Annotated in this window: 13 protein-coding genes and 1 pseudogene; 8 read left to right on the top strand and 6 right to left on the bottom strand. The window is 64.8% G+C overall.

Annotation, left to right across the window (positions count from 1 at the left end; translation table 11 throughout):
* Positions 1-136 precede the first annotated feature (136 nt).
* The 5 genes from secF to queA form a co-directional block, all read right to left on the bottom strand.
* Positions 137-1,111: a protein translocase subunit SecF gene (gene secF, locus RM96_RS06910; protein WP_039009112.1), complete on the bottom strand. Its 975-nt coding sequence runs from the start codon at positions 1,109-1,111 to the stop codon at positions 137-139.
* 93 nt (positions 1,112-1,204) lie between these two features.
* A complete protein-coding gene (gene secD / locus RM96_RS06905) occupies positions 1,205-3,076 on the bottom strand; it encodes a protein translocase subunit SecD (RefSeq protein WP_039009110.1) in 1,872 nt (623 codons plus the stop codon).
* A 197-nt stretch (positions 3,077-3,273) separates the two neighbouring features.
* Entirely contained in the window at positions 3,274-3,600 is a 327-nt protein-coding gene (yajC, locus tag RM96_RS06900) for a preprotein translocase subunit YajC (protein ID WP_039009108.1), read from the bottom strand.
* Positions 3,601-3,796: 196 nt separating this feature from the next.
* Entirely contained in the window at positions 3,797-4,927 is a 1,131-nt protein-coding gene (gene tgt, locus RM96_RS06895; RefSeq protein WP_039009104.1) for a tRNA guanosine(34) transglycosylase Tgt, read from the bottom strand.
* A gap of 12 nt (positions 4,928-4,939) precedes the next feature.
* Entirely contained in the window at positions 4,940-6,010 is a 1,071-nt protein-coding gene (queA, locus tag RM96_RS06890; RefSeq protein WP_039009154.1) for a tRNA preQ1(34) S-adenosylmethionine ribosyltransferase-isomerase QueA, read from the bottom strand.
* 171 nt (positions 6,011-6,181) lie between these two features.
* Here queA and recG point away from each other — a divergent pair, with 171 nt between their 5' ends.
* The 8 genes and pseudogenes from recG to ubiA all read left to right on the top strand — a co-directional run bounded on the left by recG (position 6,182) and on the right by ubiA (position 15,413).
* Positions 6,182-8,344 carry an ATP-dependent DNA helicase RecG gene (gene recG, locus RM96_RS06885; protein ID WP_039009102.1) on the top strand — a complete coding sequence of 721 codons (2,163 nt, stop codon included), beginning with the start codon at positions 6,182-6,184 and terminating at the stop codon, positions 8,342-8,344.
* Between the two features lie 113 nt (positions 8,345-8,457).
* Positions 8,458-9,408: a LysR substrate-binding domain-containing protein gene (locus RM96_RS06880; RefSeq protein ID WP_039009100.1), complete on the top strand. Its 951-nt coding sequence runs from the start codon at positions 8,458-8,460 to the stop codon at positions 9,406-9,408.
* A gap of 390 nt (positions 9,409-9,798) precedes the next feature.
* Positions 9,799-11,241 carry a catalase gene (locus RM96_RS06875; RefSeq protein ID WP_039009098.1) on the top strand — a complete coding sequence of 481 codons (1,443 nt, stop codon included), beginning with the start codon at positions 9,799-9,801 and terminating at the stop codon, positions 11,239-11,241.
* Between the two features lie 53 nt (positions 11,242-11,294).
* Positions 11,295-11,480: a hypothetical protein gene (locus RM96_RS06870; RefSeq protein ID WP_039009096.1), complete on the top strand. Its 186-nt coding sequence runs from the start codon at positions 11,295-11,297 to the stop codon at positions 11,478-11,480.
* A 91-nt stretch (positions 11,481-11,571) separates the two neighbouring features.
* A pseudogene (locus tag RM96_RS36800) lies at positions 11,572-12,134 on the top strand (IS607 family transposase).
* Between the two features lie 118 nt (positions 12,135-12,252).
* Positions 12,253-13,842, top strand: coding sequence for an IS200/IS605 family accessory protein TnpB-related protein (locus RM96_RS40675; RefSeq protein WP_039009152.1), 1,590 nt, complete (start codon positions 12,253-12,255; stop codon positions 13,840-13,842).
* A 92-nt stretch (positions 13,843-13,934) separates the two neighbouring features.
* Complete coding sequence (locus RM96_RS06860; RefSeq protein WP_039009095.1) at positions 13,935-14,420, top strand: Dps family protein; 486 nt, start codon at positions 13,935-13,937, stop codon at positions 14,418-14,420.
* 135 nt (positions 14,421-14,555) lie between these two features.
* The gene (gene ubiA / locus RM96_RS06855) at positions 14,556-15,413 is read left to right on the top strand and encodes a 4-hydroxybenzoate octaprenyltransferase (RefSeq protein ID WP_039009093.1); all 858 of its coding nucleotides are present in this window, start codon (positions 14,556-14,558) and stop codon (positions 15,411-15,413) included.
* 163 nt (positions 15,414-15,576) lie between these two features.
* On the opposite strand, the gene proC is transcribed toward ubiA, so the two are convergent.
* The gene (gene proC, locus RM96_RS06850) at positions 15,577-16,413 is read right to left on the bottom strand and encodes a pyrroline-5-carboxylate reductase (RefSeq protein WP_039009091.1); all 837 of its coding nucleotides are present in this window, start codon (positions 16,411-16,413) and stop codon (positions 15,577-15,579) included.
* Positions 16,414-16,443: the final 30 nt, after the last annotated feature.

Genomic DNA, 16,443 nt, shown 5'->3' with positions numbered 1-16,443 from the left:
CACGGCGCCGCAAAGTTAACATTGCGGCTCACGGTTTACAACTGCTTCTGCGGCTAACAACGAAAAATGCCGTTCAGCGCTTAACTGAACGGCATTACACCCGAGGGTGCCTTTTTCGTTGGTGCCACGCAAGCCGTCAGGCCTGCGCGCCGAAGTTGGGGTCGTTGCGATCGCTGGAGTCGCCGGACTTCTTGTCGCCCTTGACCAGGTCCTCGCGCTTCACGCCCAGCCACATCGCCAGCGCCGCCGCCACGAACACCGACGAGTAGATACCGAACAGGATACCGACCGTCAGCGCCAGGGCGAAGTAGTGCAGCGTCGGGCCGCCGAAGAAGAACATCGACAGCACCATCATCTGGGTCGAGCCGTGGGTGATGATGGTCCGCGAGATGGTGCTGGTGATCGCGTTGTCGATGATCTCGTGCGTGGTCATCTTGCGGTACTTGCGGAAGTTCTCGCGCACCCGGTCGAAGATCACCACCGATTCGTTCACCGAGTAGCCCAGCACCGCCAGCACCGCCGCCAGCACCGACAGCGAGAATTCCCACTGGAAGAAGGCAAAGAAGCCCAGGATGATCACCACGTCGTGCAGGTTGGCGATGATACCCGCCACCGCGAACTTCCATTCGAAGCGGAACGACAGGTAGATCACGATGCCGACCACCACGCACAGCAGTGCCAGCAGGCCGTCGGTGGCCAGTTCCTTGCCCACCTGCGGGCCGACGAACTCCACGCGCTGGAGCTTGACCTCAGGCGTGGCGGCCTGCAGCGCGCCCATGACCTGCTCGCTCTGCTGGGCCGAGGTGACGGGCTTGCCGTCCGGGCCCTTCTGCAGCGGCAGGCGGATCATCACGTCGCGCGAGGTGCCGAAGTTCTGCACCTGCACGTCGGTGTAGCCGAGCTTGCCCACCTGGCCGCGGATCTTTTCCAGATCGGCCGCCTGCTGGTAGTTGACCTCCATCACCGTGCCGCCGGTGAACTCGATCGACAGGTGCAGGCCCTTGTGCCAGAGGAAGAACACAGCGGCGGCAAACGTCAGGAAGGAGATCACGTTGAAGACCAACGCGTGCTTCATGAACGGAATGTCGCGCCGGATGCGGAAGAATTCCATGTTGAATCCTGTTTCGTACTGCTGATTGTTCTGCTAATCGTTCTGCTGATCGGCTGCCGCGGCCCGGGCTTCGTGCGGCGGCAGCCTCGTGCCTTACTTGGCGACCGGCGTGTCGGTGGCGTTGCCCGGCTTCCAGATCTGGCCGATGGCGACGCTCTGCAGCTTCTTTTTGCGGCCGTACCAGAGGTTGACCAGGCCGCGGTTGAAGAATACCGCCGAGAACATCGAGGTCAGGATGCCCAGGCAGTGCACCACGGCAAAGCCGCGCACCGGGCCCGAACCGAAGGCCAGCAGTGCCAGGCCGGCGATCAGCGTGGTCACGTTCGAGTCGAGGATGGTCGCCCAGGCGCGGTCGAAGCCGACCGCGATGGCCATCTGCGGCGAGGCGCCGCCGCGCAGTTCCTCGCGGATTCGCTCGTTGATCAGCACGTTGGCGTCGATGGCCATGCCCAGCACCAGCGCGATAGCGGCGATGCCCGGCAGCGTCAGCGTGGCCTGCAGCATCGACAGCACCGCGATCAGCAGCAGCAGGTTGATGCCCAGCGCAGCCACCGAGAACATGCCGAACAGCATGTAGTACAGCATCATGAAGACGGCGATCGCGCCAAAGCCGTAGGCGACCGAATCAAAGCCCTTCTGGATGTTGTCGGCGCCCAGCGACGGGCCGATGGTGCGTTCTTCGATGATCTCCATCGGCGCGGCCAGCGAGCCGGCGCGCAGCAGCAGTGCCAGGTCGTTGGCGGCTTCGGTGGAGTAGGAGCCGGTGATCTGGAAGCTGGAGCCCAGTTCGGACTGGATCGTCGCCACCGTCAGCACTTCGCCCTTGCCCTTTTCGAACAGCACGATGCCCATCGGCTTGCCGATGTTCTCGCGCGAGACGTCGCGCAGCACGCGGCCACCCTGGGCGTCGAGCTTGATGTTGACTGACGGGCGCTGGTTCTGGTCGAAGCCGGCCGATGCGCTTTCAATGCGGTCGCCGGTGAAGATCACCTGCTTCTTCAGCACGACCGGGGCACCATTGCCCTGCGTGAAGAGTTCGCTGCCGAACGGGATCGGGTCGCCCGGACGCGGGTTGCGCGGGGCGTCGGGATCGGCCAGGCGGGCTTCCAGCGTGGCGGTGCGGCCGATGATGTCCTTGGCCTTGGCGGTGTCCTGCACGCCGGGCAGTTGCACCACGATGCGGTCAGAGCCTTGCTGCTGGATCACCGGCTCGGCCACGCCAAGCTCGTTCACGCGGTTGTGCAGGGTGGTGATGTTCTGCTTGACGGCGGCGTCCTGCACGGCCTTGCGGGCGGCGTCGGTGAAGGTGCCGACCACGTTGGTGCCGTCCATGGCGAACGACAGTTCGCGCAGGTTGTCGGCCAGCACGGCACGCGCGCGGCCGGCCTCGTCGGCGTTGTTGAAGCGGACCGTCAGCTTGTCGCCGTCGCGGTCGATGCCGCCGTGGCGGATGCTCTTGTCGCGCAGCAGCGTGCGGGCATCGCCCGAGAGGCTGTCGAGCTTCTTGTCGACGGCGCCCTTCATGTCCACCTGCAGCAGGAAGTGCACGCCGCCGCGCAGGTCCAGGCCCAGGTACATGGGCAGGGCGTGCAGCGCGGTCAGCCAGCGCGGCGAACCGGACAGCAGGTTCAGCGCGACGACATAGGTGGGATCGTTCGCGTCAGGGTTGAGCGAGCGCGAGAGGACGTCCTTGGCCTTGAGCTGCTCGTCGGTGGTGCGGAAACGCGCCTTGACCGAGCCGGACTGGCCGGCGAGATCGAAGAAGATGCCGTCCGGCTGCAGCTGGTTCTGCGCCAGGATTTCTTCGACATGCTTCTGCATGCTCAGGTCGACCTTGACGGTAGCCTTGCCCGACGATACCTGTACGGCAGGCGCCTCGCCGAAGAAGTTCGGCAAGGTATAGGTGATGCCGATGGCCAGGGCCACCAGGATCACGAGGTATTTCCAAAGCGGATAACGATTCATCTCTGGCCAGTCATTCTTCGGTTGGCGGGGCCGGCGGAGGCGTCAGCGGCACATCGGCGCGGCCGAACCGGTTGGCAAACAGCCGCCTGGCAGCCACAGAAAGGAACCGGATGCGGTCCTCGGGCTGGATCAGGCGGCTGCCAGGGCATGCGCAAAGGGGCATGCCGGAAAAGACAAAGGGCGGTGTCGCGCGGCGATCAGAGCGACTTCAGCGAGCCCTTCGGCAGGACCGTCGTCACGGCGTTCTTCTGCACGGTGATCTCGGTGCCTTCGGCGATTTCCAGGCTGACGTACTGGTCGGTCACCTTGGTCACCTTGCCGAGAATGCCGCCGGCCGTCACGACTTCGTCGTTCTTGGCGAGGGCTTCCAGCATGGCCTTGCTTTCTTTCTGGCGCTTCATCTGCGGGCGGATCATGATGAACCACAGCACCGCAAACATCAGGATGATGGGCAGAAAGCTCATCAGGCCGCCCGCCGCGCCGCCGGCACCGGCAGTCTGGGCAAATGCGTTAGAAATCAGCACGTCGCTTCTCCGTCACAAAAGTCAGTCAATTAATCGATCATTCTACCATCCGCACTTTGCCTGATCTGGCATTCTAGGGCGGAATCCGGGTTTGTTCGGGTGCTTTCCGGCCGACTCCCGGCAGATGCCGGAAGCCGCATGCGGCAGACCCGCGTATTCGACCGGGCAGGGCCGGAAAGTTCGCGATACCCGGGAATTACTGCGTGCCACGCGCCCGGTCGGCTGCGAACTGGCGGCGGAAGGCATCGAAGCGGTGGTGCTCGATGGCCTCGCGCACTTCGCGCATCAGCTGCAGGTAGTAGTGGAGATTGTGGATCGTGTTCAGCCGCGCGCCCAGGATTTCGCCCACGCGGTGCAGGTGGTGCAGGTAAGCGCGGGAGAAGTTGCGGCAGGTATAGCAGGCGCAGCTCTCGTCCAGCGGGCGCGGGTCGTTGCGGTGGGCCGCGTTCTTGATCTTGACGTCGCCAAAGCGCGTGAACAGCCAGCCGTTGCGGGCATTGCGGGTCGGCATGACGCAGTCGAACATGTCCACCCCGGCCGCCACGCCGGCCACCAGGTCTTCCGGCGTGCCCACGCCCATCAGGTAGTGCGGCTTGTCGGCTGGCAGGCGCGGCGCCACATGCTCCAGCACCCGCATCATGTCTTCCTTGGGCTCGCCCACCGACAGGCCGCCGATGGCAAAGCCGTGGAAACCCAGCTCGGACAGGCCGGCCAGCGACTCATCGCGCAGGTCTTCGAACATGCCGCCCTGGACAATGCCGAACAGCGCGTTCGGGTTGGCCAGCCGCTCGAACTCGTCGCGCGAGCGCTTGGCCCAGCGCAGGCTCATGCGCATCGACCTGGCGGCTTCTTCGTGCGTGGCGGGGCGGCCGTCGATCTCGTAGGGCGTGCATTCGTCGAACTGCATGACGATGTCCGAGTTCAGCGTGCGCTGGATCTGCATCGAGATCTCGGGCGACAGGAAGAGCTTGTCGCCATTGATCGGCGACGCGAACGTGACGCCATCTTCAGTGATCTTGCGCAGATCACCGAGCGAAAACACCTGGAAGCCGCCGGAATCGGTCAGGATCGGCTTGTCCCAGCCGACAAAGCGGTGCAGGCCGTCGTGGGCGTTCACCACCTCCAGCCCGGGGCGCAGCCACAGGTGGAAGGTGTTGCCCAGGATGATCTGCGCGCCGATCTCGTTCAGTTCGAGCGGCGACATGGCCTTGACCGAGCCATAGGTGCCCACCGGCATGAAGATGGGCGTCTCGACCACGCCGTGGTTCAGGGTGATGCGGCCGCGGCGGGCGTTGCCGTCGGTGGTGATGAGTTCGAAATTGAGCATGGCGGGTTCGGTTCAGGCCTCGGGGCTGGCGGCGGGCTGGCGGGTCAGCAGCATGGCGTCGCCGTAGCTGAAGAAACGGTAGCGTGCCTCGACCGCGTGGCGGTAGGCGGCGCGGATGGCTTCCACGCCGGCCAGCGCCGACACCAGCATCAGCAGGGTCGACTTGGGCAGGTGGAAGTTGGTGATCAGGGCATCGACCAGGCGGAACTGGTAGCCCGGCGTGATGAAGATATCGGTGTCGCCGCTGCCGGCGGCAAGCGTGCCGTCCGGCCGCGCGGCCGATTCGAGCGCGCGCAGCGAGGTGGTGCCGACGGCGATCACGCGGCCGCCGCGGGCATGGGTGTCATTGACGGCCTGCGCCAGCCCCGGGGAAATGGCATACCACTCCGAGTGCATCTTGTGCTCGGCCAGGTTCTCGGTGCGCACGGGCTGGAAGGTGCCGGCGCCCACATGCAGCGTCAGGAAGGCGCGGCGCACGCCGGCGGCGTCGAGCCGGGCGAACAGCGCGTCGTCGAAATGCAGGCCGGCGGTCGGCGCCGCCACCGCGCCCGGGTTGCGGGCATAGACAGTCTGGTAGCGGGTTTCGTCGTACGCGTCGGGATCGTGCGTGATATAGGGCGGCAGCGGCAGTCGGCCGTACTGCTCGATCAGGTCCAGCGCGGGCGCGGGGAAGCGCAGCGTGAAGAACTGGTCGACGCGCGGGCCCACGGTGACTTCGAAGGCATCTTCGGCCAGGCGCAGCTTGCTGCCCTCGGGCGGCGTCTTGGAGGCGCGCACCTGGGCCAGCACGGTATGGCTGTCCAGCACGCGCTCGACCAGCACTTCGATCTTGCCGCCGCTGGCCTTCTGGCCGAAAAAGCGGGCCTTGATCACGCGGGTGTCGTTGAAGACCAGCAGGTCGTCGGGGCGCAGGTAGTCGATGATGTCGCTGAAAGCGCGGTCGACCAGCCGGATCGCGTCGGCCTGCTCGCCGGGCGCCAGCCGTTCGACCACCAGCAGCCGGCTGGCGCTGCGGTCGGGCAGGGCGCTTTGTGCGATCAGTTCGGGCGGCAGGGGAAAGTCGAAATCGGACAGCGTCAACATGATGGAAACAGCAGGCACCGGCATGGCGCCGCGCTTGGCGGCAGCCGGGATAGGTACAATCGGCGAATCCGATATTGTAAGGCTTGGGCGCCAGGCGCCGCCCGGGTGCGCGTGATACCGCGTATTTCTCTCACCTCTCACTAGCCCGTTTCTACCGCCGAATTGCCGCCGATGCCCGGAACCGTTCCCGACCCGACCCTGGATCCTGCCGAAGCCCCGGACACCGCAACGCCCGCCAGAGCGAAGACGGCGCCCGGCAGCGGCAAGCCATCGTCCGCGGCGGCACGGCTGGCCAAGATGGGCCTGCGGCGCAGCGTCGACCTGGTGCTGCACCTGCCGATGCGCTATGAGGACGAGACCTCGCTGATGCCGGTTGCCGAGGCGATCCGCCGCGCCGGCCTCGGCCAGCCCGCGCAGGTCGAGGGCGAAGTGGTTTCCAATGAAGTCACCTTCCGGCCGCGGCGCCAGCTCGTGGTCAAAATCGCCGATGACACCGGCGAACTGACGCTTCGTTTCCTCAATTTCTACGGCAGCCAGACCAGGCAGATGGCGGAAGGCGTGCGCCTGCGCGTGCGTGGCGAGGTGCGCGGCGGATTTTTTGGCGCCGAGATGGTCCATCCGACCGTGCGGCCGGTGGCGCCCGGCGAGGCATTGCCGGACCGGCTCACGCCCGTCTATCCAGCCACGGCAGGCATTTCGCAGGCTTATCTGCGCAAGGCCATTGGCGGCGCGCTGTCGCGCACGCCGATGCCGGAGACGCTGCCCCGGCCCGTGCTGGACGGCCCGCTGGCACGGCTGAAGCTGCGTCCGCTATCCGATTGCCTGCGCCTGTTGCACACGCCGCCTCCGCAAGAGAGCGAAGCGGCGCTGGCCGACCGCTCGCACCCGGCCTGGCAGCGCATCAAGCTCGATGAACTGCTGGCCCAGCAGATTTCGCTGCGGCGCGCCCATGCGGCGCGCCGCGAGAAGAATGCGCCCACCATGCCGCGGCGCGAGGGCGGCCTGCTGACCAGCTTCCTGGCCGTGCTGCCGTTCCGGCTCACCGGCGCGCAGCAGCGCGTGGTGGAAGAGATTGCCGCCGACATGACGGCGCCGCATCCGATGCACCGGCTGCTGCAGGGCGACGTCGGCAGCGGCAAGACCATCGTCGCGGCGCTGGCGGCCTGCCAGGCGATCGATGCCGGCTACCAGGCCGCGCTGATGGCGCCCACCGAAATCCTCGCCGAGCAGCACTTCCGCAAGCTGTCCGCGTGGCTCGAACCGCTTGGTGTGCCGGTGGTCTGGCTGGCCGGCAGCCTGAAGGCGCGCGAGAAGCGAGAGGCCGTCGCGCGCGTGGAGTCCGGCGAGGCGAAGCTGGTGATCGGCACGCATGCGCTGATCCAGGACACGGTGCGCTTCGCGCGGCTGGGTTTGTCAGTGGTCGACGAACAGCATCGCTTCGGCGTGGCACAGCGGCTGGCATTGCGCGGCAAGGCCGGCGCCGCCGCCGGTCCCGAGCCCGCATCCGACACCGTTCCGCACCAGCTGATGATGTCGGCCACGCCAATCCCGCGCACGCTCGCCATGACGTACTACGCGGATCTCGACGTCTCGGTGATCGATGAACTGCCGCCGGGCCGCACGCCCATCGTCACGCGGCTGGTCAACGACGCGCGGCGCGACGAGGTGATCGAGCGCGTGCACCATGCCGCTGCCGAGGGCCGGCAGGTCTACTGGGTCTGCCCGCTGATCGAGGAAAGCGAGGCCCTGCAGTTGCAGACTGCGGTCGAGACCTACGAGACGCTGGTCGCCGCGTTGCCGGACCTGCGAGTCGGGCTAGTGCACGGGCGCCTGCCGCCGGCGGAAAAAGCCGCCGTCATGGACGATTTCAGCGCCAACCGCCTGCAGGTCCTGGTCGCGACGACCGTGATCGAGGTTGGCGTGGATGTTCCCAATGCATCGCTGATGGTGATCGAGCATGCCGAGCGTTTCGGCCTGGCGCAGCTTCACCAGTTGCGCGGCCGGGTAGGGCGCGGTAGCGCGGAATCGGTGTGCCTGCTGATGTACCAGGCGCCGCTTTCGCCCACCGCGCGCGAGCGGCTTGCCACCATGCGCGAGACTACCGACGGCTTCGAAATCGCCCGGCGCGACCTGGAAATCCGCGGTCCCGGCGAGTTCCTCGGCGCGCGGCAGTCCGGCGAGGCCATGCTCCGCTTTGCCGACCTGCAGACGGATGCCTGGCTGGTCGAATACGCGCAGGCTGCGGCGGAAATGATGCTGGAGCGCTTCCCGGATGCGGTCGAAACGCATCTTTCGCGCTGGCTGGGCGGCCGCGAACACTACTTGAAAGCATGATCCTGCCACGCATCGCGCACATGTCACGCATCTGTTGCCGTGCATTACGCATGGCTCTGACAGAAAGCGGCAATCGAAGGTAAAATCTATCGCCAACCGCAAATTGATAAGTCATGACGCTCACAGAACTCAAGTACATCGTCGCCGTGGCGCGAGAGCGCCATTTCGGCCGGGCCGCCGAGGCCTGCTTCGTGTCGCAGCCGACCCTGTCCGTTGCCATCAAGAAGCTGGAAGACGAACTCAACGTGCAGATCTTCGAGCGCGGCACCTCCGAGGTGTCGGTGACTTCCATTGGCGAACAGATCGTGGCGCAGGCCCAGCGCGTGCTGGAGCAGACCATGGCGATCCGCGAAATCGCCAAGCAGGGCAAGGATCCGCTGGCCGGCCCGCTGCGCGTGGGCGTGATCTATACGATCGGGCCGTATCTGCTGCCGTCGCTGGTCAAGCAGATGATCGAGACCGTGCCGCAGATGCCGCTGATGCTGCAGGAGAACTACACCGTCAAGCTGATCGAACTGCTCAAGCAGGGCGAGATCGATTGTGCGGTCATGGCGGAACCCTTCCCGGATTCCGGCCTGACGGTGCGGCCGCTCTATGACGAACCCTTCGTTGTGGCCGTTCCGCGCGGCCACCAGCTGGCGCAGGCGCAGCATGTCGATCCGGACGAGCTGAAGCGGCAAACCATGCTGCTGCTGGGCAGCGGCCATTGCTTCCGCGACCACGTGCTGGGCGTGTGCCCGGAACTGTCGCGTTTCTCGCAGGCGGCGGACGGCATCCAGAAAACTTTTGAAGGCTCGTCGCTGGAGACGATCCGTCATATGGTGGCCAGCGGCGTCGGCATTACCGTGCTGCCCCGGACCTCGGTGCCCGACATGAAGGCCAGGGGCGACATGCTGTCCTATGTGCCGTTTACCGATCCGGTGCCGGATCGCCGTGTGGTGCTGGCCTGGCGCAAGAGCTTTACCCGCCTGCCGGCCATGGAGGCGCTGGCGAACGCGGTGGCCGCCTGCGATCTGCCCGGCATACGCAAGCTCGACGCCAAGGAACTGGCCGAAGCCGCCTGAAGTCCCCCGAGGCGGCCTGCGCCGGCCGCCTCCTCTATTCTTCCCCTCCGTGCCGGCGACCACCCGGCTGCCCTCCTCCTGCCCTCAGCGCTTCACAGAGCTGCGCCATGATCCGGCCGCAAAAGCAAATAGATTTGACCTAATTCATAGGTTTAAATAATTAAATTCTGTTTTTGATAGTGCCTTGGTAGGCTTCTTCCATCGATGCGGATTGCGTCGGTTCAGCAAGGAGTCGATCATGAGCAGCCACCGCCCGCAGCCCAGCAGCCACAATTTCAGAACGTCGATCCGCTTCGCCACGCTGCGCGGCCTGCTTGATTGTCTCGCTTGTTACGCGGGCGCAAACTGACGCGGCCGTCCGTTCCCCGTGCCACCCACAAAGAGGAAATGATGAGCAAGAAGGACACTCTCACCACCGCCGCCGGCGCTCCGGTCGCCGACAACCAGAATTCGCAGACGGCCGGTCCTCGCGGCCCGATGCTCCTCCAGGATGTGTGGTTCCTAGAGAAGCTTGCCCACTTCGACCGCGAAGTCATTCCCGAGCGCCGCGTGCATGCCAAGGGTTCGGGCGCATATGGGACCCTCAAGGTCACGCACGACATCACGAAGTACACCAAGGCTTCCGTCTTTGCCCAGGTCGGCAAGGAAACGCCGCTGTTCATCCGCTTCTCGACCGTGGCCGGCGAGCGTGGCGCGGCCGATGCCGAACGCGATGTGCGCGGCTTCTCGATCAAGTTCTACACCGACGAGGGCAACTGGGACGTGGTCGGCAACAACACGCCGGTATTTTTCGTGCGCGACCCGTTGAAGTTCCCCGACTTCATCCACACCCAGAAGCGCAACCCGCGCACCAACCTGCGCGACCCGATCGCGGTGTGGGATTTCTGGTCTCGCCACCCGGAATCGCTGCACCAGGTCACCATCCTCATGAGCGATCGCGGCCTGCCGCAGAACTATCGCCAGATTCATGGCTTCGGCTCGCACACGTACTCGTTCATCAACGCCAGCAACGAGCGTTTCTGGGTCAAATTTCACTTCAAGTCGCGCCAGGGCATTGCCAACTGGACCAACGAGGAAGCCGCCAAGGTGGTCGCCACCGACCGTGAAAGCGCCCAGCGCGACCTGTACGAGAACATCGAGAAGGGCAATTTCCCGAGCTGGAACCTGCGCGTGCAGATCATGCCGGAGGCCGATGCGGCCAGGTACCACCTCAATCCGTTCGACCTGACCAAGGTCTGGCCGCACAAGGACTATCCGCTGATCGACGTGGGCGTGGTGGAACTGAACCGCAACCCCGAGAACTACTTTGCCGAAGTCGAGCAGGCGGCGATGAATCCGGCCAACGTGGTGCCGGGCATCGGTTTCTCTCCCGACAAGATGCTGCAAGGGCGGTTGTTCTCGTACGGCGATACGCAGCGCTACCGCCTGGGCATCAACCACAACCAGATCCCGGTGAACGCGCCGAAATGCCCGTTCCACAACACGTTCCACCGCGACGGTGCGATGCGCGTGGACGGCAACCAGGGCGGCAAGCTCAATTACGAGCCGAACCGCGAGAGCGCCTACGCGGCCAGCGAACGGGCCGGTGAGCCGCCGCTGGCGCTGGACGGCGCCGCCGATCGCTGGGACCACCGCGTGGACACGGACTACTACAGCCAGCCCGGCGCGCTGTTCCGCCTGTTCGACGAAGGCCAGCGCCAGCGCCTGTTCGCGAACATCGCGGCAGCGATGCAGGGCGTGCCGGAAGAGATCGTGCGCGTGCAGCTCGAGCACTTCACCAAGGCTGACCCGGCCTATGGCGAAGGCGTGAAGCGCGCGCTGAACCTGAAGTAAGACGATGAAGGCCGGCGGCCCTTGCCGGGGCTGCCGGCCGGCGGAGAGCGAAAATGGCGATGATCCGTTTGTTTGTGAGCGAATGGCGCCAGCTGTGGCACGACGGTCATGACGATCCCGCCCGCAGCGATGCCGCGCGGCTGCGGCACAAGATGTGGCGCAAGGAAATCGGCGTTGCCGTCATTGCGATCGGCGCCGCCGTGATGTTCGTCGAGGTAGCCAAGGGTTTTAAACTGTAGCCAGATTCTACGATCAAACCTACTCATTTTCACCCGCAACGCGGCGTAACGGAGTCAGGTGCAGTTGTTTTCGATCGGTGAGTTGGCGCAGATGCTGGGTGTGGCAGTGATTACGTTACGCCGTTGGCACAAGGCAGGCAAGTTGGTGCCGGCGTGCCGTACCATCGGTGGGCACCGTCGTTACGACGCCATGAAGGTGCGTGAGGTGATGGGCATGACGACGCCAGCGGCGGGCAAAACGATTGCCTACGCCCGCGTCTCCTCGCACGACCAGAAGGAACAGTTGCAAAGCCAGGCGATGCGGCTACGGCGACATTGCGAGGCCCAGAAATGGGACGGCGTCGAAGTCATCACCGATCTAGGTTCAGGCCTCAACTACAAGAAGAAAGGTCTACTGAAGCTGCTGACCGAGATCCTTCATCACCGTGTACGGCGCCTCGTGCGGGTGACCAAGGACCGTCTGCTGCGCTTTGGCTCGGAGTTGCTGTTCCGCATCTGCGCGATATACGGCGTCGAGGTCGTGATTCTGGATGCGGACGAAGATATCCCGAAAGAGCAACAACTCACGAAGACCTCGTTGAGATCCTCACCGTGTTCTCGTCAAGGTTATACGGCTCACGCAGTCGTAAAAACTTGCGCGCACTTGCGTCATAGGCATAATTGCGGTCACCTTTACCCCATTGCTCACTTCGTGCAACTCACTACCCAGACCCGGCCGACCATCACGCCTGAGGCAGCCCTCGTGCTGGCCAGGCTCGTCGGTCATTACGGGATGCAGTTGCGCAAGCTGTATGCGGTGGTGGCCGCCAAGGGCGGCAAGGTGAAGGATCACAAGACTGAGTTCTGCAAGGCCCACGGCATCACCGCTCGATACTTCAACGGTCTTGCGAACGATCTGCAAGGCTCCATCGACAGCGTGCGCGAGTTGCTCAAGCAGAACGTCAAGGACAGAAATGCTGCGCTCAAAAAGCTGAAGAAGCGAGTCGCAGGTTTTGACAAGAAGTTCGCGGATCTCGACGCGAAGCGGATTGCCGTTACCACAAAGGTTTTCCGACGTTGGACAGCGCAGCAGCGCAAGTTGCAACTGAAGGTCAAGCGCCTGGAGCACAAGATCGCGGAACTTCAGCGGCGCCTAAAAGCCAATGTCCCGGGCATCTGCTTTGGTTCTCGAAAGCTTTTCCAGAAGCAGTTTAATCTAGCGGAGAGCGGCTACAGGAATCGCGCCGAGTGGCTGGCCGACTGGCGCGCGGCGCGGGATCACCAATGCTTCTTCCTCGGCTCCGGCGACGAGACTGGCGGCAATCAATCTTGCACGCTCTCGGTGGGCGAGGATGGACTGCTCGCGCTTCGGATTAGACTGCCCGATGCGGTGATTGCTGCGGGCAAAGAAAAGTCTGAATGCGATGGTAGTCCCGTGGAGAAGCCCACGGGCAAGGACAAGTATCTGGTGCTTGGCGGCCTTTCCTTCCCGTACGATGAGCCCGCGCTGCGCTGGGCCCTGCGTGAGGGCAAGCCGCTTTCGTGGCTGATCCACAAGGACCACAAGGGCTATCGGCTGATAGTGTCGTTCGCCCGCCCGGCCGCGCCCATCTCCACGCTCAGCGCCAAGTTTGGTGCGATCGGGATTGACTTCAATGCGGACCATCTGGCTGTCACGGAGACCGACCCCGGCGGCAACATGATCCGGTCTTGGCGGGTCGAGCTGCCGCTGGAGGACAAGAGCACGGGCCAGCGCGCGGCCCTCCTGTCGGATGCCCTGGAGGGCGTGGTCGAGCATGCACTGCAAGCGGGAAAGCCCATTGCGGCCGAAGACCTCGACTTCACCGACAAGAAAAAGGACATGTCGGCGATGAGCCCGGCGCAAGCGCGGGCGCTGTCAGGCCTGTCCTACGCAAAGTATCAACAGTTGCTCGCGTCGAAGTGCCACCGACGCGGGGTGGAGTTGATCAAGGTGAATCCGGCCTATACCTCGCTGGCCGGGCAGATCAAATACGCGAAGCCACGCGGGCTAAGCGTGCATAAAGCGGCTGCGGGCGTAATTGCCCGGCGGTCGCAGGGCTACAAGGAGTGCATTCCAAGGCTGAAATCGACACCGGTTTCGGTCAAGGGCGTGACCGTCCTCTTCCAGCTACCTGCAAGGAATCGCGCGGAAGGCGGCGGCACATCCTGGGATGAGCTCCACGTGGCTCTGGGTAAGTTCCGGCGCGCAATCGTTGCCGCACAGAAGAAAACGTCTGTAGCGCGAAAGGTCGGAACGTCCCGCGGCAAAATGCCGCGAGGGCCAAGCGGGGGCACCGTGACCCCTGCGGGAAACAAGTCTAGCCGCTCACCGGATCGCGGTGAGCAGATTTGTTCTTGGTGAAGTTAGCGGTAGTGCAATAATGTGGGAGTTGCGCCGCCCGGCCAGACCGTGTGGCAGTCCTCGTGGCTTTACCAGAATGGAGCGTACCTACCATGGCAAAGAAGAATGAGATGAGCGTGAATATCGGGATCTCCGACAAGGATCGCAAGAAGATCGCCGAAGGCCTATCCAAGCTGCTGGCGGACACCTACACCCTCTACCTCAAGACCCACAACTTCCACTGGAACGTGACGGGTCCCATGTTCAACACGCTGCATCTGATGTTCGAGACGCAGTACAACGAGCTGGCGCTGGCCGTCGATTCAATCGCCGAGCGCATCCGTGCGCTGGGCTACCCGGCACCCGGCACGTACAAGGAGTACGCACGCCTGTCGTCGATCGCGGAAGAAGACGGCGTGCCCGAGGCCACAGAAATGATTCGCAAGCTGGTGGAAGGCCAGGAAGCCGTGGTTCGCACCGCGCGCTCGATCTTCCCGCTGGTTGACGCAGCCGCTGACGAGCCTTCGGCCGACCTGCTGACCCAGCGCATGCAGACGCACGAAAAGACCGCGTGGATGCTGCGCTCGATGCTGGCCTGACGGCCAGAGAGCCTGATACGGCTGCCGTGGCTGCCGGTCCTGCGCGTCGCAGCTGGCCGGGCTGCGGCGCGTTTTCGTTGAGCCGTCCTGGTTTCCTGCATCGTGCTTTCCCTCTCGCCCCTCCCGCCTGCGTCCATGCTTGAACGCCTCTCCCTTTACGCGCGCCTCGTGCGCATCGACAAGCCGATCGGCACGCTGCTGCTGCTGTGGCCTACGCTGTGGGCGCTGTGGATGGCGGCGGGCGGCCTGCCGGACTGGAAGGTGTTCGTGATCTTCTTTGCCGGCACCCTCCTGATGCGCTCGGCCGGCTGCGCGGTCAACGACTGGGCGGACCGCGACTTCGACAAGCACGTGAAGCGCACCAAGGAGCGGCCGCTGACTGCCGGCAAGATTGCCGCATGGGAAGCGCTGGCAGTGGCGGCGGTGCTGGCGCTGATCGCCTTCGCGCTGATCCTGCCGCTCAACGCGCTGACCAAATGGCTGGCGGTCGTGGCAGCGGTGGTAGCTGGCACCTACCCCTTCTTCAAGCGATTCTTTGCAATTCCGCAGGCCTACCTCGGCATTGCGTTCGGCTTCGGCGTTCCGATGGCGTTTGCCGCCGTGCAGGACCAGGTGCCGCTGGTGGCGTGGCTGATGCTGGCGGCGAACGTGTTCTGGGCGGTTGCGTACGACACGGCCTATGCGATGGTTGACCGCGACGACGACCTGCTGATCGGCATCAAGACCTCGGCCATCACCTTCGGCCGCTTCGACGTCGCCGCCATCATGCTCTGCTACGCGGCCTTCCTGGGCCTGATGGCGTGGGCGGGGGTGCTGCTGGGGCTGGGCTGGCCGTACTGGCTGGGGCTGGTAGCGGCCGCGGGATGTGCGGGCTACCACTACACCCTGATCCGCGACCGCGATCGCATGCAGTGCTTTGCCGCGTTCCGGCATAACAACTGGCTGGGTGCCTGCGTGTTTGCGGGGACTGCCATAGCGTACGCTATCCGCTGATTGGTTGACCTACCGCCGGTTTGCTCCCCTCTCCCGCTTGCGGGAGAGGGGCCGGGGGAGAGGGCAGAGGCCTCTCGAAGCGTGGTGCCTTGCCAAACCACCCCCTCTCCCCAGCCCTCTCCCACTGAGGGGAGAGTGGGAAACAATTGGCGTATGGCTGCCCTCAGTCCTTGCCGAACTCCGCCCCCATTTCCTTGCCGCGCGCCGCCGCGGCATGCATGGCACGCACAAACGCGTCGCCGATCCCCGCACCTTCCATCGACGTCAGCGCCGCATAGGTCGTGCCACCCTTCGAAGTCACGCGCTCGCGCAGCGTGGCCACGGGTTCGGGCGACTGACCCGCCAGGGTAGCGGCGCCAAGGAAGGTCTCAACCGCCAGCTGGCGCCCTTGTTCGGCGCTCAGGCCGAGTTCGGTCGCGGCGCGTTCCATCGCTTCGATAAAATAGAAGACATAGGCCGGGCCACTGCCGGAAATGGCGGTGACAGCGTCGATCTGGTCATCGCCATCCACCCACAGGCACTTTCCCACGGCTTCGGCCACGGCCGTCGCGATGGCGCGGTCTTCCGCCGACAGTGCTGCCGGCGAGGTCAGCCCGGTCATGCCCATGCCGGCGAGCGCCGGCGTGTTCGGCATCGCGCGCACCAGACGGGTGCGTCCGCCCAGCCAGCGCTGCATGTCCTGCAGCCGGATGCCGGCCGCCACGCTGATGACCAGGTTGCCCTTGCCCGTGGCGGGCAGGTGCGGGAGCAGTTGCGCAGCCGCCTCGCGGAACTGCTGCGGCTTGATCGCCAGCACCAGCACGTCGCTGGCGCCGAACGCTGCGTCGGCGGCGCCGCTGGCGTGTACGCCCAGGTCGCGTGCCAGCCGCTGCTGCGCTTCGGGGAAGGGGTCGACGACGCGGATCGAGCCGGCGGGCACGCCGCGCGCGATCAGGCCGCCGATCAGGGCAGTGGCCATATTGCCGCCGCCAAGGAAGCCGAAAGTCAGGGTATCGAGCATATCCGTCTCTGGAGGTAGTCTCTGAAAGGG

The sequence above is a fragment of the Cupriavidus sp. IDO genome (assembly GCF_000812465.1).
GTDB lineage: Bacteria > Pseudomonadota > Gammaproteobacteria > Burkholderiales > Burkholderiaceae > Cupriavidus.
This window is presented reverse-complemented; position numbering and strand designations above follow the sequence as displayed.

Excerpts from the sequence above, each read along its gene's own strand:
- secF (WP_039009112.1), bottom strand. The coding sequence starts at position 1,111 with ATGGAATTCTTCCGCATCCGGCGCGACATTCCGTTCATGAAGCACGCG.
- secD (WP_039009110.1), bottom strand. The coding sequence starts at position 3,076 with ATGAATCGTTATCCGCTTTGGAAATACCTCGTGATCCTGGTGGCCCTG.
- tgt (WP_039009104.1), bottom strand. The coding sequence starts at position 4,927 with ATGCTCAATTTCGAACTCATCACCACCGACGGCAACGCCCGCCGCGGC.
- queA (WP_039009154.1), bottom strand. The coding sequence starts at position 6,010 with ATGTTGACGCTGTCCGATTTCGACTTTCCCCTGCCGCCCGAACTGATC.
- recG (WP_039009102.1), top strand. The coding sequence starts at position 6,182 with ATGCCCGGAACCGTTCCCGACCCGACCCTGGATCCTGCCGAAGCCCCG.
- RM96_RS06880 (WP_039009100.1), top strand. The coding sequence starts at position 8,458 with ATGACGCTCACAGAACTCAAGTACATCGTCGCCGTGGCGCGAGAGCGC.
- RM96_RS06875 (WP_039009098.1), top strand. The coding sequence starts at position 9,799 with ATGAGCAAGAAGGACACTCTCACCACCGCCGCCGGCGCTCCGGTCGCC.
- RM96_RS06870 (WP_039009096.1), top strand. The coding sequence starts at position 11,295 with ATGGCGATGATCCGTTTGTTTGTGAGCGAATGGCGCCAGCTGTGGCAC.
- RM96_RS40675 (WP_039009152.1), top strand. The coding sequence starts at position 12,253 with ATGCAGTTGCGCAAGCTGTATGCGGTGGTGGCCGCCAAGGGCGGCAAG.
- RM96_RS06860 (WP_039009095.1), top strand. The coding sequence starts at position 13,935 with ATGGCAAAGAAGAATGAGATGAGCGTGAATATCGGGATCTCCGACAAG.
- ubiA (WP_039009093.1), top strand. The coding sequence starts at position 14,556 with ATGCTTGAACGCCTCTCCCTTTACGCGCGCCTCGTGCGCATCGACAAG.
- proC (WP_039009091.1), bottom strand. The coding sequence starts at position 16,413 with ATGCTCGATACCCTGACTTTCGGCTTCCTTGGCGGCGGCAATATGGCC.